Origin of the sequence: Kitasatospora hibisci, from assembly GCF_043950205.1 — a bacterium.
In the GTDB taxonomy this organism is placed as follows: Bacteria; Actinomycetota; Actinomycetes; order Streptomycetales; family Streptomycetaceae; genus Kitasatospora; species Kitasatospora hibisci.
The window spans coordinates 7,720,437-7,741,382 of sequence record NZ_CP171642.1 but is presented as its reverse complement, the minus strand read 5'-3'; the positions used below and the strand labels follow the sequence as shown (position 1 = coordinate 7,741,382).

Annotated in this window: 21 protein-coding genes and 1 pseudogene; 8 read left to right on the top strand and 14 right to left on the bottom strand. The window is 75.1% G+C overall.

The window, feature by feature from the left end:
- Nucleotides 1-9 precede the first annotated feature (9 nt).
- Nucleotides 10-2,211: a hypothetical protein gene (locus ACF9IK_RS33670; RefSeq protein ID WP_395297853.1), complete on the bottom strand. Its 2,202-nt coding sequence runs from the start codon at nucleotides 2,209-2,211 to the stop codon at nucleotides 10-12.
- Complete coding sequence (locus ACF9IK_RS33665; protein ID WP_395297852.1) at nucleotides 2,208-3,542, bottom strand: hypothetical protein; 1,335 nt, start codon at nucleotides 3,540-3,542, stop codon at nucleotides 2,208-2,210. The genes ACF9IK_RS33670 and ACF9IK_RS33665 overlap by 4 nt, the downstream gene beginning before the upstream one ends.
- A 230-nt stretch (nucleotides 3,543-3,772) precedes the next feature.
- On the opposite strand from ACF9IK_RS33665, the gene ACF9IK_RS33660 reads away from it, so the two are divergent.
- The gene (locus tag ACF9IK_RS33660; protein WP_395297851.1) at nucleotides 3,773-4,198 is read left to right on the top strand and encodes a hypothetical protein; all 426 of its coding nucleotides are present in this window, start codon (nucleotides 3,773-3,775) and stop codon (nucleotides 4,196-4,198) included.
- A gap of 45 nt (nucleotides 4,199-4,243) precedes the next feature.
- Here the strand turns inward: ACF9IK_RS33660 and ACF9IK_RS33655 are convergent, their stop codons facing one another.
- On the bottom strand, nucleotides 4,244-5,344 hold the full coding sequence (locus tag ACF9IK_RS33655) for a chemotaxis protein (protein ID WP_395297850.1): 1,101 nt from the start codon (nucleotides 5,342-5,344) through the stop codon (nucleotides 4,244-4,246).
- Between the two features lie 215 nt (nucleotides 5,345-5,559).
- Between ACF9IK_RS33655 and ACF9IK_RS33650 the strand changes: the two genes are divergently transcribed.
- Nucleotides 5,560-5,811 carry a hypothetical protein gene (locus ACF9IK_RS33650; protein WP_395297849.1) on the top strand — a complete coding sequence of 84 codons (252 nt, stop codon included), beginning with the start codon at nucleotides 5,560-5,562 and terminating at the stop codon, nucleotides 5,809-5,811.
- A 117-nt stretch (nucleotides 5,812-5,928) separates the two neighbouring features.
- On the opposite strand, the gene ACF9IK_RS33645 is transcribed toward ACF9IK_RS33650, so the two are convergent.
- On the bottom strand, nucleotides 5,929-7,596 hold the full coding sequence (locus ACF9IK_RS33645) for a sigma-70 family RNA polymerase sigma factor (protein WP_395297848.1): 1,668 nt from the start codon (nucleotides 7,594-7,596) through the stop codon (nucleotides 5,929-5,931).
- Between the two features lie 313 nt (nucleotides 7,597-7,909).
- Nucleotides 7,910-8,911 (bottom strand): CAP domain-containing protein, encoded by a 1,002-nt coding sequence (locus tag ACF9IK_RS33640; protein ID WP_395297847.1) that lies wholly within the window; start codon nucleotides 8,909-8,911, stop codon nucleotides 7,910-7,912.
- 333 nt (nucleotides 8,912-9,244) lie between these two features.
- Here ACF9IK_RS33640 and ACF9IK_RS33635 point away from each other — a divergent pair, with 333 nt between their 5' ends.
- From ACF9IK_RS33635 to ACF9IK_RS33615, 5 genes are all read left to right on the top strand, one after another.
- Entirely contained in the window at nucleotides 9,245-10,786 is a 1,542-nt protein-coding gene (locus ACF9IK_RS33635) for an ATP-dependent DNA ligase (RefSeq protein WP_395297846.1), read from the top strand.
- A 234-nt stretch (nucleotides 10,787-11,020) separates the two neighbouring features.
- Nucleotides 11,021-11,242, top strand: a complete 222-nt coding sequence (locus ACF9IK_RS33630; RefSeq protein ID WP_395297845.1) for a ferredoxin — start codon at nucleotides 11,021-11,023, stop codon at nucleotides 11,240-11,242.
- A gap of 228 nt (nucleotides 11,243-11,470) precedes the next feature.
- Nucleotides 11,471-12,691, top strand: coding sequence for a cytochrome P450 (locus ACF9IK_RS33625; RefSeq protein ID WP_395297844.1), 1,221 nt, complete (start codon nucleotides 11,471-11,473; stop codon nucleotides 12,689-12,691).
- Between the two features lie 172 nt (nucleotides 12,692-12,863).
- Nucleotides 12,864-13,025: a hypothetical protein gene (locus ACF9IK_RS33620; protein WP_395297843.1), complete on the top strand. Its 162-nt coding sequence runs from the start codon at nucleotides 12,864-12,866 to the stop codon at nucleotides 13,023-13,025.
- A 108-nt stretch (nucleotides 13,026-13,133) separates the two neighbouring features.
- Entirely contained in the window at nucleotides 13,134-13,490 is a 357-nt protein-coding gene (locus ACF9IK_RS33615) for a hypothetical protein (RefSeq protein ID WP_395297842.1), read from the top strand.
- Nucleotides 13,491-13,636: 146 nt separating this feature from the next.
- Here ACF9IK_RS33615 and ACF9IK_RS33610 read toward each other — a convergent pair whose 3' ends face one another.
- From ACF9IK_RS33610 to ACF9IK_RS33575, 8 genes are all read right to left on the bottom strand, one after another.
- On the bottom strand, nucleotides 13,637-14,530 hold the full coding sequence (locus ACF9IK_RS33610; protein WP_395297841.1) for a hypothetical protein: 894 nt from the start codon (nucleotides 14,528-14,530) through the stop codon (nucleotides 13,637-13,639).
- A 92-nt stretch (nucleotides 14,531-14,622) separates the two neighbouring features.
- Nucleotides 14,623-14,907: a DUF427 domain-containing protein gene (locus ACF9IK_RS33605; protein WP_395297840.1), complete on the bottom strand. Its 285-nt coding sequence runs from the start codon at nucleotides 14,905-14,907 to the stop codon at nucleotides 14,623-14,625.
- 73 nt (nucleotides 14,908-14,980) lie between these two features.
- A complete protein-coding gene (locus tag ACF9IK_RS33600) occupies nucleotides 14,981-15,217 on the bottom strand; it encodes a DUF6296 family protein (protein ID WP_395297839.1) in 237 nt (78 codons plus the stop codon).
- A 62-nt stretch (nucleotides 15,218-15,279) separates the two neighbouring features.
- On the bottom strand, nucleotides 15,280-15,516 hold the full coding sequence (locus tag ACF9IK_RS33595; RefSeq protein WP_395297838.1) for a DUF2277 domain-containing protein: 237 nt from the start codon (nucleotides 15,514-15,516) through the stop codon (nucleotides 15,280-15,282).
- A 108-nt stretch (nucleotides 15,517-15,624) separates the two neighbouring features.
- On the bottom strand, nucleotides 15,625-16,167 hold the full coding sequence (locus tag ACF9IK_RS33590) for a gamma carbonic anhydrase family protein (protein ID WP_395297837.1): 543 nt from the start codon (nucleotides 16,165-16,167) through the stop codon (nucleotides 15,625-15,627).
- 200 nt (nucleotides 16,168-16,367) lie between these two features.
- Nucleotides 16,368-17,009, bottom strand: coding sequence for a DedA family protein (locus tag ACF9IK_RS33585; RefSeq protein ID WP_395297836.1), 642 nt, complete (start codon nucleotides 17,007-17,009; stop codon nucleotides 16,368-16,370).
- Nucleotides 17,010-17,198: 189 nt separating this feature from the next.
- Nucleotides 17,199-18,581: a serine hydrolase domain-containing protein gene (locus tag ACF9IK_RS33580; protein WP_395297835.1), complete on the bottom strand. Its 1,383-nt coding sequence runs from the start codon at nucleotides 18,579-18,581 to the stop codon at nucleotides 17,199-17,201.
- Nucleotides 18,582-18,764: 183 nt separating this feature from the next.
- The gene (locus tag ACF9IK_RS33575) at nucleotides 18,765-19,979 is read right to left on the bottom strand and encodes an RNA-guided endonuclease InsQ/TnpB family protein (protein WP_395298428.1); all 1,215 of its coding nucleotides are present in this window, start codon (nucleotides 19,977-19,979) and stop codon (nucleotides 18,765-18,767) included.
- A gap of 25 nt (nucleotides 19,980-20,004) precedes the next feature.
- Here ACF9IK_RS33575 and tnpA point away from each other — a divergent pair, with 25 nt between their 5' ends.
- Nucleotides 20,005-20,421, top strand: coding sequence for an IS200/IS605 family transposase (tnpA, locus tag ACF9IK_RS33570; protein WP_395292292.1), 417 nt, complete (start codon nucleotides 20,005-20,007; stop codon nucleotides 20,419-20,421).
- A gap of 162 nt (nucleotides 20,422-20,583) precedes the next feature.
- On the opposite strand, the pseudogene ACF9IK_RS33565 reads toward tnpA, so the two are convergent.
- A pseudogene (locus ACF9IK_RS33565) lies at nucleotides 20,584-20,769 on the bottom strand (DJ-1/PfpI family protein); the annotation flags it as partial.
- Nucleotides 20,770-20,946 lie beyond the last annotated feature (177 nt).

Below are 20,946 nucleotides of genomic sequence, written 5' to 3'. Positions count from 1 at the left end.
CGATCCCCGTCAGGACAGCGTTCTGGTCTGCGGGCGGTGGTCGGGGTCGTCCCAGAGCAGTCCGAGGCGCCGTGCGGACGGGCAGCCGGCGCAGCCGGCGGCTGCGGCTGCGATGCGCAGCTTCCAGACGGCGGCGGGCAGTCGGTCGAGGTCGAGGCCGTTCCCGTCGTTCCCGGGGGCGCCACCGGGGGCGGCGCCGGGCGCGAGGAGGGCGGCCAGGCCGGACTCGGCGGGGCAGCCGGACAGGCCGGCCGGGCGGTCCTCCGGGCGGTCGGCGGTGCGGCCCTCCGGGCGGTCGCACCCCGCCGGGCGCGTGCCACCGGCGCGCCGCCAGATCGCCATCGGCAGGCCCGCGTCCAGCACCAGCTCCAGCCGCTCCGCCACCGGCGCGGCGTGCCGGTCGAGCAGGGTGCAGACCGGGTGGCCCTCGGCGCCGAGCCGGTCGGCGAGCCCGGGATCGAGCGCGGTGTCCTCGGCGAGCGTGTGGACGGCGTCCGGATGCCGGCCGCCGTGCTCCCGGTACCAGGCCCACTTGCGCCGCCAGCGCCGGCCGGACTGGTGCGTCCGCTCGTCCGGGCAGCGGACCAGCACCTCGTAGGCGCTGCCGAGTTCGGCACTGCGCCGGCCCCGGGTCGGCAGCGGCCAGCGCTCGAACTCCTCCTCCAGCAGCGGCTCGGGGACGTGGAACTCGATCCGCCGCAGGTCCGGTCCGACGGCCGGGCCGAACAGCTGCCGGAGCAGCTCCGCACGGACGGCCCGCAGGGGCAGCGGGCGGCCGGACTCCCAGAGCGCCTCGAAGCCGCGCCGGTGCAGCCAGATCCGGGCCAGGTACGCGTCGTCGTCGCTGGACTCGGCGAGTTCGACGTGGAGTTCGGTGCGGCCGTCGCGCTCCGGCGCGGGCGGGGCGGGGACCGCCTCGGCGCCGAGCCGCCCGCCGGTGCGGCGGACCCAGTCCGCCAGCCGCTCGGCGCGCACCGGGTCGGCCTCGCGGGCGGCCAGGTAACGGACGAAGGCGAGCGGCAACGGCAGGCGGCGGTCGGCGGATCCGAGCCGGTGGTCGAGGTCGCGGACCACGGCCATCGGCTCCGCGGCGGGCAGCGCCGGGCCCGGCGGGGCGCAGCCGGCCGCCTCGAAGGCCCAGCGGTAGGCGCGGTAGGCGTCCGGCGGCAGTCCGGGTCCGGGCAGCAGGCGGTCCAGCTCGGCCCAGGCCTGATCGTCGAGGCGGGGTGCACCGGCCGGTTCGTCCGGCCAGCCGTCGTCGAGGACCGGATTGCCGTCCCAGTCGCTGATCCGCCACTGGATCTGCTGCCAGGCCTGGCCGCGGCCGGCGAGCGCGGCCAGGTCGGCGTGCACCTCGCGGGCGATGTCGGGCAGGTGGCGGAGGCTGTCGTCGAGGCTACGGCCGGCCAGCCGGGCCAGCAGGGTGTCGGTGAGGCGTCCGCCTCCGTCGAGGTTCTGGGCGGGCAGGCCGGGTCGGGCGGCGTAGAGGACGAAGGTGCGACGACCGCGCACCGGTCTGCCGGTGCCGTAGTCCACCCGGCCGAAGGTCGAGCGGACGCCGGAGCGGACGTCCAGGCGGCAGGCGTCGCCGATCGAGACCACCCGGCGGAAGCGCTGGTGGACCTTGCTGGAGCGCCAGAACCGCAGGACCGAGTCGAGGTCGAGGTGGCGGATCGGCGGGGCCGAGGCGTCGGCGAACGGCAGCAGCAGCTGGTCGTGCTCGCCGGCGTAGCCGTGGCCGGCCCAGTAGATGAGCAGCAGGTCGCCGTCGCAGGCGGGCAGTTCGCGCAGCAGGGCGTCCTCGATCTCCCGGCTGGTGGCCGGGCGGGCGGCGGGGAGCCGGGCCGGGCCGGGCAGCGCCGCCCGCGGCAGCCCGCCGTTGGCCGACGGAGGGCCGGGCGTTCCCGGGCGGGGCCGCACCCCGTCCGGGCCGCCCTCGGCGGCGCCGACGCGACGCGCGTACGACTGCGGCGTCGGCCGGGGCCGGGGCGGCACCACCGGCGGAGCCGGCAGCGGGGAGAGGAAGAGCCGGACGTTGGCGGCGGGCACCCCGGCCGGGCCGGTCAGCCACTCGGCGAAGCGCACGGCGTCGCGGGCCGGGCCGCGGAGGTTCCAGTCGGCGCCCACGCCGTAGGACTCGATGCCGACGACGAGGGCGAACACCCGCTCGGGCACGAGGCCCGCGGGGTCGGCGTCGGCGGCGACGGTCACCCGGCGGCCCGGGCGTCGCCCGCACGCCTCGTGCGGGGGATGGCGGGCGGCGCCGCGGCCCCCGGCCCGGCCGCGGGGCCCGGGCCGTCCAGTGCGGCGGCGATCCGGTCGTAGAGGGCGGGGAGCTTGAAGTAGGCGCTGTGGCAGTACGGGAACGGCTGACGGCTGCTCACCTCGTGGTCGGTGACCCGCGGATCGCCGGGGAAGACCGGGGCGGCCCGGTAGCCGAGCACGTCCCCGGGGTCGTAGACGTTCAGCCACTCGGGGAATCCGGCGGGCAGCGCGGCGCCCGGCTCCAGCCCGTTGAGCGCGCCGAGCTCGTGCAGGAACGGCGCCTGGGAGCCGACGGTCACCAGCAGCCGAAGCCCGGCCGGCGGCTCGCCCCGGGCGGCGGCGAGCGCCAGGCAGTCCACCAGCGCGATGCCGCCGAGGCTGTGGCCGATCACCACGGTCGGGCCGGGGGCGGCGGCGATCCGGTCGGCCAGGTAGGCGCGCAGCGGGCCGCCGCGCGCCTGGTAGTGGAGGATGTCGCCGAGCGCCGGGGTGGCGCCGACCGTCAGGGCACCGCGGTGGCGCTCCAGCAGTCGTTGTCCACCGAGCCGCATCCCGAGCCGGCCGAGCAGCCCGGCCGCCCGGCCCAGCGGGCCGCGGGCGGCGCCGCCGAGGCAGTCGGTGAGGAGGAGGACCAGCCGGTCCCGCTCGTCCGCGGTGCAGAGCGCGGCCGGGCCGGCCCGGGTCAGCAGTTCGGCGGTGAGCGCGCGGGCGGTGGCGGCGGTCAGTTCGGCCGCGGCCCCCGGTTCGAAGGCCCTGTCGCAGGCCTGCACGAACTCCTCGGCGGCGGCCAGCCGGTCGAGCGCGGCGGCGAGGTGGGGGGCGAGCCCGGTGGCGGCCAGCAGCTCCTCCAGCTCGCCGGGTCCGGCCGCGCCTCCGGCCGCCGGGGAGCCGGCCAGCTCGGCCAGCAGCCCGGCCACCACCTCGCCCGGGGTACGGACCCCCGGCGGACCGAACGCCTCGTCCTCGGCCGGAAGTTCGGCCAGCACCCGCAGCTCGCAGAGCGGGTCGACCAGCAGCAGGGTCCACCCGCCGTCCGCCCGGTCGACCAGCGCCTCCGCCGGCACCCGGCCGGGGTCGGCCGAGGCCGCCGGGAGGCCGGCGAAGCCCGGGATGGACGCGCCGCCGGCGGCCAGCGTCACGCCGTGGTCGTCCCCCCAGTAGCAGGGCACCACCTCGGCGTCCGGAAGACGCTCCGTCAGTTCACGCGCCACCAGCTCGAACAGCGGGTCGTACCCCTCGCGCCGCACACCGGTGCCGTGTACGAACAGGAATCGCATGCCGCCCCCAGGCTCTCCGCCAACTCCCCCGGCCCGCAGGGCCGGTGCTCCGACCCAGCACCCTAGGGTGTCCGCGGCGCCTCCCGCCAGGCAACGTCGCAGGGGGCGGGCACCGGCGGGCTCCGGAGCGGGCGGCGGAGCGCGGGCTCCGGCCGGGCGGGCCGGATTGTCACTGCCCCTTGATACGGTCGCAGTCGTCGAATCGAGCACGATCGAAAGCGGGGGACGGGATGGACGACGGGCTGCGGCGGTTCGGGGTGGAGGCCTACGAGCGCTGGACGGCGATGTGGAACGGCGAGACGGGGCTCGCTGCGGAGATCATGGCCCCGGAGTTCACGCTGCGGTACGCCCAGGCGGGCACCGAGGCCTTCGACGAGGCACGGGTGCCGCAGCAGCTCGCCGCTCTGATAGCCGGGTGGCACGGTCGCCGTCCCGGCCTGCGGTTCCGGTCCGAGGGGGTGGCCGTGGTGGACCTCGCACTGGTCGACGGCCTGCCGTCCGGGCTGGTGGCCCGGCCGTACCTCGCCGAGTTCACGGACGAATCGGGCGGGACGGTCGCCCGCAGCGGGACGGACACCCTGCGGATCACGGCCGGCCGGATCAGCGAGGTCTGGTCGGTCTCCTCGGGCGCGGCCGGGCGGACGTTCTACCGCTGACGAGCGGGTGGGGCCCGGCCGCGGCCCGATGGGATCAGGCGGCGATCAGTAGCGCAGGACGGCGGCGATCCGGCCGCAGTCCGCGAGCTCGCCGGCGGGCACGAACCGCACCGTGGCACCGGTGTCCAGGGCGCGCTCCACGATCTCGTCGACCATGTCCTCGCGGACGTCGGGCTCGTCGGCGCCGGCGGGCACCAGGTGGTTGTCCGCCACGCTGACGGGCTCCCAGTAATCCTCCTCGACCGCCAGCAGCGCCACCCGGCCCAGGGTGACGCTCTGCCAGACCTCGTCGATGCCGCTGGCCAGCGCCTTGTCGCTGCGCGCCTGGTCGAGGCGCTTGTGGACCTCCGCGACGGCACGCTGCCCCTGCTGGGCCACCGTCGGACGGACGGCCTCGGCGACGGCGGCGGCCGTGGCGTGCCCGAGGCCGCCGCGCGGCACCTGGGCGGTGGCGCGCTTCACCGCGGAGCCCACCTCGTCCAGCAGCGCCAGCGCGGCGGCCTCGCCGAGCACGTACAGCGGGCGCGGGTCGGCCTCCAGCACCGCCGCGAGCGCGGTGTCCGCCTCGCGCAGGAAGCGACGGGTCTCCTCGTCACGGAAGGTGCTGGGCACGTCGCCGATCTGCTCCTGACGCTCGACGTCCCAGTCCGGCAGGACCTGGTCGAGCGGGAACCGGCCCGACGTGTGCTCGACCAGCCGCGGCCCGGTCCCACCGAACAGCGCGACCCGGTCGGCGGCCACCGTGAGCACCCAGCACGGCGCGCCGGCGATGTACGACGAGACCAGGTTGCGGGTCAGGAAGGTCTCGGAGAGCACCACGCGGGCGGGCACGTTGCGCGGCAGCGACCACACCTGGAACTCGCCGGGCGCCGCGAAGATCGCCAGGCCGTCCTCCGCGTGCACCAGGTCGACCTCTCGCAGGGCCCGGTCCAGCTGGTCGACCACGTCGAGCCGGTCGGCCCGGGAGACGGCCTCGTCGGCGTGCAGGCGGTTCTTGGCCTCGGCGACCAGGTTCCGCAGCCGCACCGGGTCCTGGGTGTTGTCGGGCTCCCTGCGGTGGGTGGGCAGCAGGACGGAGACGGCCGGGTAGCGCCTGGGGCGGCGCAGCGCGGCGAGGACGGTCGGCGTGAGCTCGGCTGCGTACATCGGATGCCCTTCTTGTCGCGGTTGCCTCGGCGGGCGCGGAGCGGGAAAGCATCCGCGCACCTGGTTCACTCCGGCGAAGTGCGATGGTTTGCCGGATTTGCCCCCCGACCCTTCCCCATCCCACCGCCCTCCCATGCCACCCGCCACCGGAAACCCGCCGTCACCCGCCCGATCGGCACCCGTGACCCGGGTGGCGGAGCCTCGTTGGACGGGGCATGAAGAAGCGCAGCATGCTCGCCGTCGCCTCGCTCGCCGTGGGCGTCGTGGCCTCCCTGACCGCTCCCAGCGCGCACGCGAGCGCGGACGGCGGACGGGGAGACTTGACCGGCCCGCTCCAGCAGGGCGGGACGGTCACCTCGGCCCCGGACGCCGTCCGGGGGCAGGTCGGCGACGCCGGCGGCGTGGTCGGCAACGCGACCGGCCACGTCACGGGTCAGGCGGACGGCCTGGTCGGCCTGCCGGTCTGACCGGAGCTCACCCCGCCGGCCGTGCGGCTCGGGCCGCTCCGGTGACGGTCCCGGGCGCCCCGAGCCGGTCCCGTCCCGCACGCCGGACCACGCGTACGCCGCCGGGTCCTGCCGGACCTAGCCGAGCTGGCTGCCGAGGTCCTGGGTCCACAGGAGCCCGGCCGGGCCGGAGGCCACGCCGATACCGACGTCCTTGAAACCGCAGTCCAGCATGTTGGACTGGTGGATGCCGCCGTCCATCCAGCGGGAGAACACCGTGGACGGGGCACTCGGGCCCCGGTCGATGTTCTCGCCCCACTGCGACCACTTGTAGCCGGCGGCGGTGAGCCGGGCGTCCGCATGGACGCCGTCCGGGTTGACGTGGTCGAAGAAGCCGCGCGCCACCATGTCGTCCGCGTGCTTCTGGGCGGCCGTGTGCAGCTTCGGGTCGATCCGCAGCGGGCCGCAGCCCGCCCTGGCCCGCTCGGCGTTGACCAGGTCCACGAGCTGCCGCTCCGGAGACGGCGGCGCCGAGCGCGTGGCCGTGGGCGACGGCGTCTGCGTGGGAGTGGGCGTGGCGGTGGGCGTGGCGGTCGCCGGCGGCGGGGTGACCACCGGGGCCTGCGTCGGCGTCTCGGTCTCGGTCGGCTCCGGGGCCGGCAGCGCGACCGGCGTGGCGGTCGGCACGGCGTCCGGCACGGTAACGGGCGCGCTGGGCTCGGGCGCAGCCTGCTCGGGCTTCGGACCGGTCGGCCAGACCAGGACGAGGGTCGCGACGGCGAGGACCGCCGCCGTGCCACCCGCGACGGCGGCCTTCCCCCGCGCCAGGCCGCCCCAGACCCCGCCGCCCGGGTCGGCCGGAGCACCGGCCTGCGCACCGGCCGCCTGCCCGCCGCCATGGCCGGCGCTCCCGGCGCCGGCACCGCCGTCACCCGGGCCGCCGGCGTTGGACGCCCCGGAGTCCGAGCCGCCCCCCTGCGAGCCGGCGGCGCTCCCCGTGCCGGCCGTGTGGTGGAGGGGCAGGGTGATGGGCATGTCGGTCGGCACGGGCACCAGCGCGAGGCCGGCCAGCAACCCCTCGGCGGGGAAGAGGTCGCGGCCCAGCCGGTCACAGCGGGCGCAGCCGCGGATGTGCCGGGCTATCCGCTTGCGCCAGACCGAGTTGGGCGTGCCGTCCCAACCGGTCGTCACCTCGGCCAGTTCGGGGCAGCGCGGGTAGGCCGTCAGCGCCCGGACGACGACCCGGCCCGCCTCCAGCTGCTTCTTCATCCGCTGGACCCGGACGGCCGCGTGCTGCGGCGTCAGGTCGAGTGCCTCGGCCAGCTCGGCCCGGGTGAGCTCGCCGGACGCCTCCAGCCACCACAGGGCGAGCAGCTCGCGGTCGTCCGGGTCCAGCCAGCGGGTGGCCTCGGCGGTCTCCCGCCGCTGCCCGGACAGGCCGAGCCGCAGGATGGTGAGGTCGGTGAAGTCGGCGCGCGGGTCGACGACCTCCCAGCTCTCGTCCAGGCCGCCGACGGGGCTCTGCTGCTGGCCCGTGAAGCGACGGCGGACCTGGTTCATGGTGATTGCGACCAGCCAGGAGCGGAACGACTCCGGGTCGCGCAGCCCGCCGAGGCCGTCGAGCGCGCGGATCATGGTCTCCTGCGCGACGTCGTCGACGTCGGCGTGCCCGTCCATCGCACGTCCTGCGACGTTGTAGACGAGGGGCAGCCAGGTGGCGACCAGCGCCTCCTTGGCCTGCCGGTCGCCCGCCTGGGCCGCCAGCACAAGGGTCGTCCCGGTCCGGTTCTGCACGTCAACGTTCATGGGTCCGCACTCCGTCTTGCCGTGTTCCGTCCGCCGCTGCCTCCTCGGAGACCTCCGAGGAGTGCTCAGATAACAACAATTTGCGCGGATTCGGAAAACGGGTCGTCACCGGGCCCGCCGGCGGCTTCCGGAGGGGCTCGCCGGGCGAGTCGGAATGGTGCTGGGATCGTGGCGGATGAGCGGATGGCGCGTGATGACAGCGTGACCGAAGGGGGTGGGGCGGCCCCGGACGAGCGGCGGGCGGGCAGCGACGGCGGTCGGCGGGGGCACGGGCAGGGGCGGGGGTGGCAAGGATGGTCGGCGGAGGCTGGGATCAGGCCGGGACGGCGAAGACCTGGGTCCACCAGGGGCCGCCGGAACCGGTCCGCACGCCGACGCCGATCTGCTTGAACGAGCAGTTGAGGATGTTGGCGCGGTGGCCCGAGCTGTTCATCCACGCGTTCATGACGGCGGCCGGGTCCTTCTGCCCGCGGGCGATGTTCTCGCCCCAGCTGCTCCACCGGTAACCGGTGGCCTCGATCCGGTGGTCGGCGTGGTAGCCCTCGGGGCTGGCGTGGTCGAAGTAGTTCCGGTTGGCCATGTCCTCGCTGTGGTTCTGGGCCGCGGTGGCCAGCCGGGACTCGGCGGTGAGCGGGCCGCAGCCCGCCTTGGCCCGCTCGACGTTGACCAGGTCCACCACCTGCTGGGCGTAGTCGCCCGACGCCCCGCCACCGCCGCTGCCACCCGCGCTGCCCGCCGGCGGAGCGGCCTGGGTGGTTCGGCCTGCGGTCGTGGCGGTCGGGGAGGCCTTCGGGGCCGTGCTCGCCCTGCCCGAGGCGGAAGCCGCCGGACCGGTCGCCGACGGCGTGGCGGAGGCCTTCGGCGAGGTGGTCGCGGTCGGCGTGCCGGTGGCGGTCGCGGTGGCGCCCGGGGACGCGGGGTCGGCGGTGGCGGCGTGCGCCTCGTCGGTTCCGCCCGGGGCCCCGCTCGGGCCCCCGACCACGGCCGGGTCCCCGCCGCCTGCGCCGGGGACCTGGATCCCGTCATGGTCGCCGGCCTCGGCCGCGATCTGCGGTTCGAACACCACGGCGGCCCGTTCCTCACGGTCCCCGGTGGCACTGGTGTAGACGCCGAACCCGGCCCCGGCGAGCGCCGCGACCACGCCCGTGCCGGCCACCGCGGCGACCACGGCCACGACCGGCCCGACCCCGCCGCGCCGCCGCCCGCGCCGCCCCCGGCCACCGCGCCGGTCGGCAGCGCGGTTCGCGACTCGTCCGCCGTCCGCGGCACCGCGGCCGGACGCGGGGAGGATGGTCGTCCTGTCTTCGCTGTTCACCTGGGCACACTTCCTGTGTTCGGGGCGTCCGATCGGCCGGTACGGATGCCGACACGTGGGAGACCATCCGACCCGGGTTCGGATAACAGAAAGTACGAACGAAATTCCGATGATCCGATTACCGGCCGGCGTACTCCGGTCGGCGCACTCTACCCGGGCCGCCCGGCGACGTCCCGGGCTCGGTGGAACCGGGGCGGGCGGCCGACAGGGCGACCGACCGGGACGGTGCGGGGCCCGTGCCGGCCGGCGGACGCGTGTCCTCCCGGCCCGGGCCGGACCGGTCGCCGATGCTGGTGCTCCCCGCGCCCGGCACGCCCTCCCCGAGGACCCTCCATGCAGCTCCGGCACCTGGCCCTGACCTCCCGCGCCGTCGCCGGTGAACCCGGCCGCCGGGCCAAGACCACCCTGCTCGCCGACTGCCTGCGCGTACTCGGCCCGGCCGAGGCGCCGTCCGCGGTGGCTCTGCTCTCCGGCGAGTCGCACCGGCTGCGCACCGGCATCGGCCCGGCCTCCCTGCGGGACCTGCCGCCGCCCGCCGCCGCGCCCTCGCTCGGCGTGCGGGAGACCGAGCTGGCGCTGGAGAGGATCGCCGCGGTGCACGGTGCCGGGGCGCAGGCCGAGCGGCGCCGGCTGCTCGGCGAACTCTTCGAACGGGCCACCGACGTCGAGCAGGCCTTCCTGCGAGCGGTCCTGGTCGGCGAGCTGCGCCAGGGCGCGCTGGACGCGGTGGTGGCGGACGCCGTCGCCCAGGCCGCGGGCGTGCCCGCGGCGGCGGTGCGGCGGGCACTGATGTTCCGCGGCTCGGCGCGCGCGGTCGCGTCGGCCGCGCTCACCGGCGGCCGGCCCGCGCTGGACGCCTTCCGGCTGGAGGTCGGCCGCCCGGTCCGGCCCATGCTGGCCGCGTCCGCGCCGGACGTCGGATCCGCCCTGGACCGGATCGGCCGGGCCGCGCTGGAGTGGAAGCTGGACGGCATCCGGGTCCAGGTCCACCGGAACGGCCGGGACGTCGCCGTGTTCACCCGCAGCCTGGACGACATCACCGCCCGGGTGCCCGAGGTGGCGGAGGCGGCCCTCGCACTGCCGCTCGACGCGGCCGTCCTGGACGGCGAGGCGATCGCCCTCGGCGCGGACGGCCGCCCGCGCCCCTTCCAGGACACCTCCGCCCGGACCGCCTCCCGGCGGGACCCCGACCGGCTCCGGGCCGAGGTCCCGCTGAACGCCTTCTTCTTCGACCTGCTGCACCGGGACGGCGAGGACCTGGTCGACCGGCCGGGCCGGGAACGCTGGTCCGCCCTGGCCGAATCGGTCCCCGCCGATCTGCGGGTCGCGCGCAGCGGGGCCACCGACCGGGAGCAGGCCCTGGCGTTCTTCCGCGACACCCTGGCACTCGGCCACGAGGGAGTCCTCGCGAAGGACCCGGCGGCACCGTACGCAGCGGGCCGGCGCGGAGCCGGATGGATCAAGGTGAAGCCCCGGCACACCCTCGACCTCGTCGTGCTGGCCGCCGAGTGGGGCAGCGGACGGCGCCGCGGCTTCCTCAGCAACCTGCACCTCGGCGCCCGGGCGGCCGGCGAGCCCGGGCTCGGCCCCTGGGTGATGCTCGGCAAGACCTTCAAGGGCCTGACCGACGAGACGCTCGCCCGGCAGACCACGGAACTCCTGGCACGGGAGGTGGAACGCGACGCCCACACCGTCCGGGTCCGGCCGGAGCTGGTGGTGGAGATCGCCTTCGACGGCGTGCAGCGCAGCCCCCGCTACCCCGCCGGGCTGGCTCTGCGCTTCGCCCGGGTGATCCGCTACCGGCCCGACAAGAGCGCCGCCGAGGCCGACACCGTGGCCACCGTCCGGGAGATCGCCGCGGCGGAGGGACTCTGACGGCCCGACCGGCCTGCCCGAGGGGCCGTTCGCGGCCCAGTGCCGTGAAGGCCGTGACGGCCGCTCAAACCTCCTTCGCCCCGGCAGTCTCACGTACCGGCACGAAATCGGCCATTCTCCGCAGAAGCGGCGACACACCCTTCGTGTGCGACAGAGCGGCGGATAGGTTGACGACAACGGCGGGGGCGGCCGGCCCGGACGATCCGGTGCCACACCACTGAGAGGTGTCCGCACATGCAGGTGAGCGTCGACCGGGACCGCTGCTGCAGCTCCGGCCAGTGCGTCCGGACCGCGCCGGAGTTCTTCGACCAGGACGACCGCGACGGCCTGGTCAGACTCCGCACCGCCGCCCCGGCGCCGGGGCGGTTCGCCGACGTGCGGCTCGCCGCCGAGCTCTGCCCCGGCGGCGCGATCACCGTCGCCGAGGGGGGAAGCGGGGTGGGCGGCGCCGCATAGGGCCGCGGCAGCCTCCCGCACACCCCGCCACCACCCGCTGTTCACCACCCACGGCCCACCACCCGCCACGGTCACGGCCGCCACCGGGCTCGCCGTAGCTGCGCCGAGCACGCCACCGGCCGCGCCGCCGGACCCGCCGCTGCCGGGCGGGTCCTGCTCCGCTCCCCCACCCGCGCCGCCGCAGCCGACACCGCGGCCGCGCACGCTGCCACGCAAGGAGATGCCACCTTGACGAGCACACCCACCGCTCCCGCTCCCGCGCCGCTGCTCCCGGCGCCCCACGACCGTCGCTGCCCGTTCAGCCCGCCGCCCGCCTACACCGCGGCCGCCCGCACGCGTACGGTCACCCGCGCCGAGATGCGCGACGGCTCCTCCTGTTGGCTGGTCACCGGTTACCACGAGGTCCGCACCGTGCTCTCCGACCGCCGGTTCAGCGCCGACGCCGGCCGGCCCGGCTTCCCCGGATTCCTCCCCGGCCGGCGCGAACTCGCGGCCTCCAACCCGACCTTCGTCCGCCTCGACGACCCCGAACACTCCCGGCTGCGCCGCATGGTCACCGAGGACTTCCTGGTCAGGCGGGTGGACGGGATGCGTCCCGGCATCCAGCAGATCGTCGACCAGGCGCTCGACCGGATGACCGCCACCGGCCCCTCCGCCGACCTGGTCGCCGCCTTCGCGCTCCCGGTCCCCTCGCTGGTCATCTGCCTGATGCTCGGCGTCCCGTACGAGGACCGGCAGCTGTTCCAGGACCTCAGCCGGGTGCTCGTCAGCACCACGGCCGACGAGGCGCAGGTGGTCGTGGCCCAGCAGGAGCTGATGGACTACCTCGGCGGACTCGCCGCACGGAAGCGGAGCAGGCCCGGCGAGGACATCCTCAGCCGGCTCGTCGCCCGCGACGACCTCAGTCTCCGGGAGATCGCCGCCACCGGCCTGCTCCTGCTGGTCGCCGGGCACGAGACCACCGCGAACATGATCGCGCTCTCCGCGCTCCTGCTGCTCCGCGACCCCGCGCAGGCCTCCCGGCTCGCCGACCCGGCGGCCCTGCCGGGCGCGGTGGAGGAACTGCTGCGCCACCTCACCATCGTCCACACCGGCCTGCCGCGGGTCGCCCTGGAGGACGTCGAGCTCGGCGGCACCCTGATCCGGGCCGGTGAGGGCGTCGTCGCGATGCTCTCCACCGCCAACCAGGACGAGGCGACGTTCGGCGCCCCCGGCGCCCGGCCGGTCGGCGAGCTGGACCTGGCCCGGGACGCCCGGCGCCACCTCGCCTTCGGCTTCGGCGTGCACCAGTGCCTCGGCCAGCCGCTCGCCCGGCTGGAGCTGCAGATCGCCCTGGCCACGCTGTTCCGGCGACTGCCCCGGCTTCGCCTCACCGCACCGGACCGCGAGCCAGCCTTCCGCTTCGACTCCCTCATCCACGGCCTGAAGGAGCTCCCGGTCACCTGGTGAGCCGGGCGGCCTCGGCGCGGCTCCCGGGTTCCGTTGGCTCCGGGGCGGGCACGGGGGCAGGCTGGAAGGGCGAGACAGACGACCCGGTCCGGCGGACCGTGCGGCGCCGTCGCGCGCACACGGCGGCGACGCCGGCGCGTGCCACCGGCCGGCCGAGGAGACGGAGCCCGCGATGACCGACATGAGCGCACGGTCCGAGGTGAGCGTCGACCGCGAGGAGGACGTCCGCGCCGCCGACCCCGAGGAGGGCATCACCTCGATGCAGAACCTGCACGCGCAGGACACCTCGCAGGCGGAGGGCGAACCCCTGGAGGAACCCCAGAGCCGTAGCTGACCGTCCGCGACGAACGAACTGCCACGAGGCCGCCCGGCAGCGGGCGGCCTCCGCGACCGCGGGTGTCGTTGCCGCGTCGGCGGCGGCCCCGCGGGGGAGGATGGGCGCATGAGCGAGCAGCAGCAGGGCGCAGCAGCGGCACCCGGCGGCCGGCCGACCGAGCCGCCCGCGGACCCACGGGCATCGTGGGCCACCTGGACCACCCAGTCGATCATCAGCGGACCCGGCGGGGTCACCACCGCCGAGGTCGGACCGATCTCCGGCGACCTCACCGTCCACACCACCTGGGTGGACGGCGAGACCCGGCTGACCGTGCAGTACACGGGAGCCTTGGACTGGTACACCGTGGCCGGCAGCCCGGTGCCGGCGGGGGACGAGATCACCGCCCGGGCGATCCACCAGGCCATGGTCAACGCCGTGAAGGCGGGGAGGGGGGCGGGCGCCCCGTCGGCGCCCGGGATGTGACCCCGTTCCCCCCTCTCCCGGCGGCCCGCCCGTCCGGCCCGCGCGTGCGGGACGGGCGCGGGCCGTCGGTGCGGCCGGGCCCGGCCGCGGACCAGCGGGCGCCCCGACGGACGGTCCGGCCAACCAGGTCGCGACGGGCCCGCCGCTCAGGGACCCTTCCCGCCCCGCACGGGCGGGGCCGCGGCGGCCCAGTAGCCGGCGTCGAGCGGTCGGCGGGAGCTCAGGTCGCGCCGGACGGCGCGGGCCAGCTTGCGGGTGTCGCGCCGGTTGATGGTGGCCCCGATACCCGCGCCGACCAGCATCGGGATCAGCGTGGGCAGCCGGCGCAGGGTGCTGCGGGTGAGCCGCTTGCGGACCTGCTGGCGCACCTCGCCGCCGAGCGCCATCGCGGCGAACCCGGCCGGCTTCACCAGCGAGGTCGCGTCGATCCCCCGCCGGTTGGCCCACGCTCCGACGTAGGCACCGGCGCGCTGGACGGTGCTCCCCCGTGCCGGGAAGCCGTAGGCCTCGTGCAGCTCGGCGATCAGCTTGATCTCGACGGCCGCCACGGCGAGGGTCTCGGCGACGATCTCCACCGGCATCGCGGGCGGGACGGGCAGCATCGCGGCCGCGCCGACCCCGGCGCCGAGCGTGCCGGAGGCCCTGGACGCCCCGGTGATCAGCAGGTCGGCCAACTGGTCGGCGTCGAGCGCACCCGGGTGCTGGGCCCGCAGCGTCGCGAGGTTCCGGACGGGAATCCGCGGGGCCGCGTGGATCAGCTGGTCGGCCATGGTCCGCCCGCCGTACGCGGCACCCTTGGCGGCCGCCCGGCCGCCCTTGGCACCCCGGGCGAGCGCGCGGGCCACGGAGTCGACCAGGGCCGCACCCAGGCGCCGGCCGCGCGCCGCGCGCTCCTCGGGGGTCGGCGCGCCCGGGCCGGCCCCGGCCTCCTCGGCGGGCGTGCGTTCGAGCTCCTCGACCAGTTCGGCGAGCTCACCGGCGATGAGGTCGGGGGTCGGCTCCGGCGCGCCGGACCGCCCCGGTCTCCTGAAGATGGCCATGCTGTGCGGGTACCCGGTGGCGCCGGGCGGTACGCCCTGGGGCGTCGTCGTTACTTCCCGCCGGGCGTGCGACGCGGCCTGTCGGACACGCCCTACTCGGTGATCTCCACCCCCCGCCAGAAGGCGATCCGGCCCCGGACGTGCTCCGCCTCGGGCTTCGGGTCGGTGTAGTACCAGGCCGCGTCGGGATTGCTCGCGCCGCCGACGTGGACGGTGTAGTACTCCGCGGTGCCCTTCCAGCCACAGACGGTGGTGGTGTCGGACGGCCGCAGGTACTCGGCGCGCACGGACTCGGCCGGGAAGTAGTGGTTGCCCTCGACGACGGTGGTGTCATCGCTCTCGGCGATGACCGTGCCCTGCCAGCTTGCTGTGGTCATGCGCCGATTCTGCCGCACGGCCCGGCCGATAGGGCCGGAATCACCGCGGACCGGGGCCGGCCCCCCGGGGGAGCTACGGCAGCGGCTCGGCGTGGACGGGGAAGTGCGGCGACTGGTGACCGCCGCTGGCCAGCATCCGGACCTCGCCCGCGTCGCTGATCTCCGCCCGGACGATGCCGCTGGTGTCCTCGTACACCGGGTGCCCGCCGGGACCTGTCGCACTCGTGCGCGTGACCACCACGACGTCCTGCGGCGCCTGCGTTCCGGGGGTGCCCGGGAAGGTGAGTACGTAACGGTCCGCGGGGTTCATCACCGGTCTCCTTCTGCTGGTGGTCGCGGCCGGGTCCGCCCGGTCGCCGCACGGGCGTCCGGTCAGGCGCCGACCCTGGCGGCACGGGCGGACTGGCCGCGCACCTCCAGCTCGGCGAGCAGCGTGGCCGTGGCCTCCGTGACGGCGTCCACGGCTCGGTCGAAGGCCTCCCGGTTGTGCGCCGCCGGGGCCCGGAAGCCGGACACCTTCCGCACGTACTGCAGGGCGGCGGCGTGGAAGTCCTCCTCGGTGGCATCGGGTGTCACCGGCGGTCGGAGCGTCTTGATACTGCGGCACATGCCCCCAGTTTCGCGCGCGCGGCCACGGCTGGCGACCCCCGGCCGTCGCCCGCGCGTCACGGGCGACGGCCCGGATGCCGCTCCGACGACCCGGTCGGACCCGAGGGCCTACTCGGCCGGGCGCTCCACCGGCACGATCTCCCGGTGGCCGTCCGCCAGCAGGCGGTAGCCCTCGCTGTTGAACTTGATCGAGGCCCGCTCCTCCTCGGTCAGCCGACGGCGGACCTTGGCCGGCACACCCGCCACCAGCGAACCCGCCGGCACCTGCACGCCCTGCGGCACGACGGCGCCCGCCGCGACCAGCGAGCCCGCTCCGATCCGGGCGCCGTTCAGCACCGTGGAGTTCATCCCGACCAGCACGTCATCCTCGATCACACAGCCGTGCAGCACGGCGTTGTGCCCGACCGAGACCCGCTCCCCGACCGTCAGCGGGAATCCGAGGTCGGCGTGGAGGGTGCAGTTGTCCTGGATGTTGCTGCCCGCGCCGACCGCGATGGACTCCGCGTCGCCGCGGATCACCGCGCCGTACCAGACACTCGCCCCGGCCGCCACCGTCACGTCCCCCACCACCACGGCGTTGGGGGCGACGAAGGCCGTCGGGTCGACCGACGGCACCCGGCTCCCGACTGCGGCGATCAGCGGCTCTGCCATCTCAGTTCCTCCTGTCGACTGCCACCGTCCGAGGGCGGGGATTCCGCCTTCGTCCGGGGCTCTCCGGTCCGGGCTGCATGGTGCCCCGGCGGGCCGCTGTGACGCGAGTCCGAGGTCGGGCGGACGGGGAGGGACCCGACGTCCTCCCGACTGCCTCACCGGAGTCGGATCGCCGCACTGCCTTCCCAGCGCCTCCCGGTTCAGGGATTCCGCCCGACACCGTCGTCCGACGGCCCTCGCCCCCGGGAGCGGCGCCGCCGCAGGTACCGGACCACCAGCGCGACGACGACGGTCCCGGCGACCGCGATGGCGGCAGCCCGGCCGACGGCGCCCTCCACCCTGCTGTAGGCGGCTCCGGCGAAGTAGCCGAGGAGGGTGAAGCCCACGCCCCAGGCGACCCCGCCGAGGACGTTGTAGAGGAGGAACCGGCGGTACGGCATGCGGGACACACCGGCCAGCGAGGGCACCAGAGGGCGGAAGAAGGCGACGAAACGGCCGACGAAGACGGCGGCCGGTCCGCGCCGGCGGATCAGGTCCTGCGCGGTGCCGACCTTCCCGGCATGGCGCCGCAGCGGGCGGGTGCGAAGGATCGCCGGACCGAGGTGGCGACCGATCTCGTAGCCGGCGGAGTCGCCGAGGACGGCCGCGCAGACCACGACCAGGGCCATCCACCCGAGGGACGCGCGGCCCTGGTGGGCGAGGAGGCCGCCGAGGACGGCGGCGGTCTCACCGGGGATGAAGAAGCTGAAGAACAGGGCGTCCTCGGTGAAGACCATGCCACCGACGACTGCGTACACGACCGGGCCGGACAGGCCGCGCAGCCAGTCGGTGATCGAGTGCATGGGCCACACCTCGTCGGCGATCTTGCCTCGTCCCGCCCCGGTACGACGATTGTCCCCGTGCCGGCCCTGTCCGGCAGGGAGAGACGCGCATGTCCCGGTCGCGTGTGACGGCCGTGACCGCATCCCGGTCGTCGCCCGACCGGGCCGGGCCCCGGCTGCGCCGGCTCCGCCACCGGCGCAGCCGCCCGGTCAGGCGAGCGGTCCGGTGCCGGCGAGGATGTCCTCCGGGGCGACCGGCGGAACCACCGGGGCCGCCGCGGCCGGCGGCCGGCCGCCGCAGACGCCGGTGGCGATCAGGTTCTCGAACGCGGTGCCGGTGGCCGCCGGGTCGGACAGGTCGTAGACGTTGACCGAGCCGGCGAACTGCCGCTTCCCGTCGGCCGCACCGTACAGCAGGGTGGTGTAGCCCGGGATGCCGCCGCCGTGGCCCCAGAACTCGCCGCACGCGGTCGGCGTCCGCTGCAGGCCCAGACCGTAGGCCTGCCCGCTCTCGGGGCTGGCCCTCTTCATCTCGGCCAGTTCGGCCGGGCCCAGCAGGCGTCCGCCGAGGAGTGCGGAGATGAAGCGGGTGAGGTCGGCCGTGGTGGAGATCCCGGCGCCGGCCGAGCCGGCCATGCTCGGGTTGAGCAGGGTCGTGTCCGCCGGGCCGTCGGCCAGCTTGTAGTAGCCGTGGGCGTGCGGGCCGGGGAGGAAGGGCGAGTCGATCGGCATGGAGGTCCCGGAGAGGCCGAGCGGCCGGATGATCCGCCGCTCCACCTCCTGGGCCCAACTGCGGCCGGTGAGCCGCTCGACCAGCATCCCCGCGATGATGTAGTTGGTGTTGGAGTAGTGCCAGCCCTTCCCCGGCGCGAAGTACACCGGGTGGCTGGCCGCCAACGCGACCAGCTCCCGGGGCTGGTACGAGCGCCAGCGGCCGGTGCTGAGCCACTGCTGCAGCGTGTCGGCGCTCTCCTCGAACGAGAAGGAGGCGTCGTCGGTGTAGTCGAAGATGCCGCTGGTGTGACCGAGCAACTGGCGGACGGTGATCTGCCCCCCGTTCGGCACGAGGCCGGGGAGGTGGCGCTCCACCGGGTCGTCCAGGCCGACCCGGTGTTCGGCGACGAGCTGCAGGACGACCGTCGCCACGAAGGTCTTGGTCACGCTGCCGATCCGGAACCGCCCGTCGGGGGAGGCCGGGGCACCGCTGGCGAGGTCCGCCGTGCCGGCCGCGCCCTTCCAGACCGGGCGGCCGCGTTCGGTGACCAGGCCCAGGGCGGCGGTGGAGCCGCCAGGGCTCACCATGACGCGCACGGCGGCGTCCAGGGCCGCCCGGTCGGCTCGCCCGGCGACCTCGGCCACCGGCTCCGGCCCCGCGACCGTCACCGTCCCGCCGTCCACGGCCACGGCCGGCCGGGCTCCGCCCGCCGTGCCCGCTGCGGCGAGCGGGGCCAACGCGCCCACCAGCCCGGCGCCCGCGAGGACCACGGCCACCGCGCGGACGGCCGCTCCGCGCCGCCGCGCCTCCCGTGCCGCGCTCCCGCACCCCGGCGCCTCCCCGGACTGCTCCGGCCTCCCGTACGCCGCTCCCGCCATGGTGCCGCCCTCCCGCGATCGAACGGGCGGACGCGCCCAACACCCGCCCCGATACCGACGGCTGACAATCTGCCAGCCGACCGGGAGGGTCTTCGTCAGCCCCGGGTCCGAACCGTGTCCACCCCAGGTCCGACCCTCGCGCACGGGTCGCTACCCCTCAGGTCTTGACTTCCGCTCCCCGCCCTAAAGGGCGGGGATTCCTACCACGGTCGTCTGACCGTCTCGGTGGGTTCCTGCTTCTTCGCGCTGTGCGGGGACGGGTCCCCGGCTTACCCGCGCTCGACAGGCTGACACCGCCAGTCCGGCGGCCGTGGCTATGTTGACGGCGGCGTTGACGTCCCGGTCCAGCCAGACGCCGCACGCCTGGCACTGCCAGACGCGGATGTTCAGCGGCTTGGGGCCGTCCTTGACGCCGCAGTGGGAGCACACCTGGGAGGTCGGCTCGAAGCGGCCGATCTTGATCAGGTTCCGGCCGTACTTCGCGGCCTTGTACTCCAGCATGGTGACGAACGCCGACCATCCGGCGTCGTGCACGGACTTGGCGAGCCGTGTGCGGGCGAGTCCCTTGACCGCCAGGTCTTCCACCGCGATTGCTTGGTTCTCGCGAATCAGTCCGGTGGAGACCTGGTGGTGGAACTCGCGCCGGGCGTCGGCCACCCGTGCGTGGTTGCGAGCGACCTTGTGACGGGCCTTCTCGCGGTTCTTGCTGCCCTTGGCCTTACGGGACAGGGCTTGCTGTGCGCGTTTGAGCTTCTTCTCTGCGCGCCGGAGGAACTTCGGGGCGTCGATCTTCCGCCCGTCCGAGAGGACGGCGAAGTGTCCGAGGCCGAGATCGAGACCGGTGACCGGCTCGGTCTCGGGAAGGATCTCGGGGTCCGTCTCGACAACGAAGCTGGCGAAGTACCGGCCTGCGCTGTCCTTGATCACCGTCACCGAGGATGGCACGGACGGCAAGGCGCGGGACCACTTCACCCGCACGTCGCCGATCTTCGGCAGCGATAGGTCGCCGCCCGGTGTGATCTTCCATCGGGCGTTCGCGGTGAAGCGGATCGCCTGCCGGGTGTCCTTGCGGGACTTGAACCGGGGCGGTCCCATCTTCGGGCGCATGCCCTTGAGGCCGTCGAAGAAGTTCCGGTAGGCGGTGTCCAGGTCCCGGAGGGACTGTTGCAGCACCACGGCGGACACCTCGCCGAGCCATGCCCGTTCGGGGGTGTTCTTCGCGGCCGTGAGCTGCTTGGACAGCTCGCCGGACGGGATGAACGGCAGCCCGGCGGCGCGGGCGGTCTCACGTGCCCGGAGGGCATCATTGAAGGCCACCCGTGCACACCCGAACGCCCTGGCCAGCGCGGAACGCTGAGGCCCGTTCGGGTACACGCGGAAGCTGTACCTGAGCTGCACGGTCAGCACCGTACCATTTTGGTTTATGGCTGAGTATCAGAACATCCGCACTGGTCGGCACTGCGCTTTCGCCCTGCATGCGCACTTGGTTTTCGTGACGAAGTACCGTCACAAGGTGTTCGCCGAGCGGCATCTGACCCGGCTCGAAGAGATCATGCGGGACGTGTGCGCCGACTTCGAGGTGGAGTTGGTCGAGTTCAACGGCGAGAACAACCACGTCCACCTGCTGGTGAACTTCCCGCCGAAGGTCGCCCTGTCCAAGCTGGTCAACTCGCTCAAAGGCGTCAGCTCGCGCCGGCTGCGGCAGGAGTACCCCGAGCTGGTCAAGCACTACTGGCGCGCACAGCGTCTGTGGTCCGGTTCGTACTTCGCCGGATCAGTCGGCGGCGCGCCGCTGTCGATAGTCCGGCAGTACATCGAGCAGCAGAACCGTCCGGCTTGACGGTCTGCGGTGGGCACCGTCCACAGTGCGGGAGGGTGCCCACCGCACAGGTCAGAGCAGGGTTCAGAATCGCTTCACCACCGGGCTGAAGCCCGGTGCACTGCGATTAGTCCAGATCGCTTCACCACCGGGCTGAAGCCCGGTGCACTGCGATTAGTCCAGGTAGCCGGGCTTCTCGGTGTAGGTGTCGAAGCCCTCGACGAAGTCGTGGACCACGAACTGCAGCCGCTTCCTGGCCGGCGCCGCGATGTCGACGTGGTAGCCCTCCTCGCGCAGCCGCTGGTAGGGGTAGAACACCTCCAACGACTCCGCGGCGTCACCGGTGACCAGCAGGACCTTCGACGTCATAGCGCCATCCCTCCACATGATCGGTCGTCAGGCAGGCTGCGCGCCCACCCAGGTGGCGACCGGCGCGCGCCGCGACCAACCTCCCGCACCGGGCGCCGCCCCGCAACAGGGCGCACCGGTCACACAGAGGCGCATACGCGCTCCCACACGCCGGGGTCACGCACCACGCGCCGCCCG

Coding starts and splice junctions, on each gene's coding strand:
- ACF9IK_RS33665 (WP_395297852.1), bottom strand. CDS start 3,542: ATGCGATTCCTGTTCGTACACGGCACCGGTGTGCGGCGCGAGGGGTAC.
- ACF9IK_RS33660 (WP_395297851.1), top strand. CDS start 3,773: ATGGACGACGGGCTGCGGCGGTTCGGGGTGGAGGCCTACGAGCGCTGG.
- ACF9IK_RS33655 (WP_395297850.1), bottom strand. CDS start 5,344: ATGTACGCAGCCGAGCTCACGCCGACCGTCCTCGCCGCGCTGCGCCGC.
- ACF9IK_RS33650 (WP_395297849.1), top strand. CDS start 5,560: ATGAAGAAGCGCAGCATGCTCGCCGTCGCCTCGCTCGCCGTGGGCGTC.
- ACF9IK_RS33645 (WP_395297848.1), bottom strand. CDS start 7,596: ATGAACGTTGACGTGCAGAACCGGACCGGGACGACCCTTGTGCTGGCG.
- ACF9IK_RS33635 (WP_395297846.1), top strand. CDS start 9,245: ATGCAGCTCCGGCACCTGGCCCTGACCTCCCGCGCCGTCGCCGGTGAA.
- ACF9IK_RS33630 (WP_395297845.1), top strand. CDS start 11,021: ATGCAGGTGAGCGTCGACCGGGACCGCTGCTGCAGCTCCGGCCAGTGC.
- ACF9IK_RS33620 (WP_395297843.1), top strand. CDS start 12,864: ATGACCGACATGAGCGCACGGTCCGAGGTGAGCGTCGACCGCGAGGAG.
- ACF9IK_RS33615 (WP_395297842.1), top strand. CDS start 13,134: ATGAGCGAGCAGCAGCAGGGCGCAGCAGCGGCACCCGGCGGCCGGCCG.
- ACF9IK_RS33610 (WP_395297841.1), bottom strand. CDS start 14,530: ATGGCCATCTTCAGGAGACCGGGGCGGTCCGGCGCGCCGGAGCCGACC.
- ACF9IK_RS33605 (WP_395297840.1), bottom strand. CDS start 14,907: ATGACCACAGCAAGCTGGCAGGGCACGGTCATCGCCGAGAGCGATGAC.
- ACF9IK_RS33600 (WP_395297839.1), bottom strand. CDS start 15,217: ATGAACCCCGCGGACCGTTACGTACTCACCTTCCCGGGCACCCCCGGA.
- ACF9IK_RS33595 (WP_395297838.1), bottom strand. CDS start 15,516: ATGTGCCGCAGTATCAAGACGCTCCGACCGCCGGTGACACCCGATGCC.
- ACF9IK_RS33590 (WP_395297837.1), bottom strand. CDS start 16,167: ATGGCAGAGCCGCTGATCGCCGCAGTCGGGAGCCGGGTGCCGTCGGTC.
- ACF9IK_RS33585 (WP_395297836.1), bottom strand. CDS start 17,009: ATGCACTCGATCACCGACTGGCTGCGCGGCCTGTCCGGCCCGGTCGTG.
- ACF9IK_RS33580 (WP_395297835.1), bottom strand. CDS start 18,581: ATGGCGGGAGCGGCGTACGGGAGGCCGGAGCAGTCCGGGGAGGCGCCG.
- tnpA (WP_395292292.1), top strand. CDS start 20,005: ATGGCTGAGTATCAGAACATCCGCACTGGTCGGCACTGCGCTTTCGCC.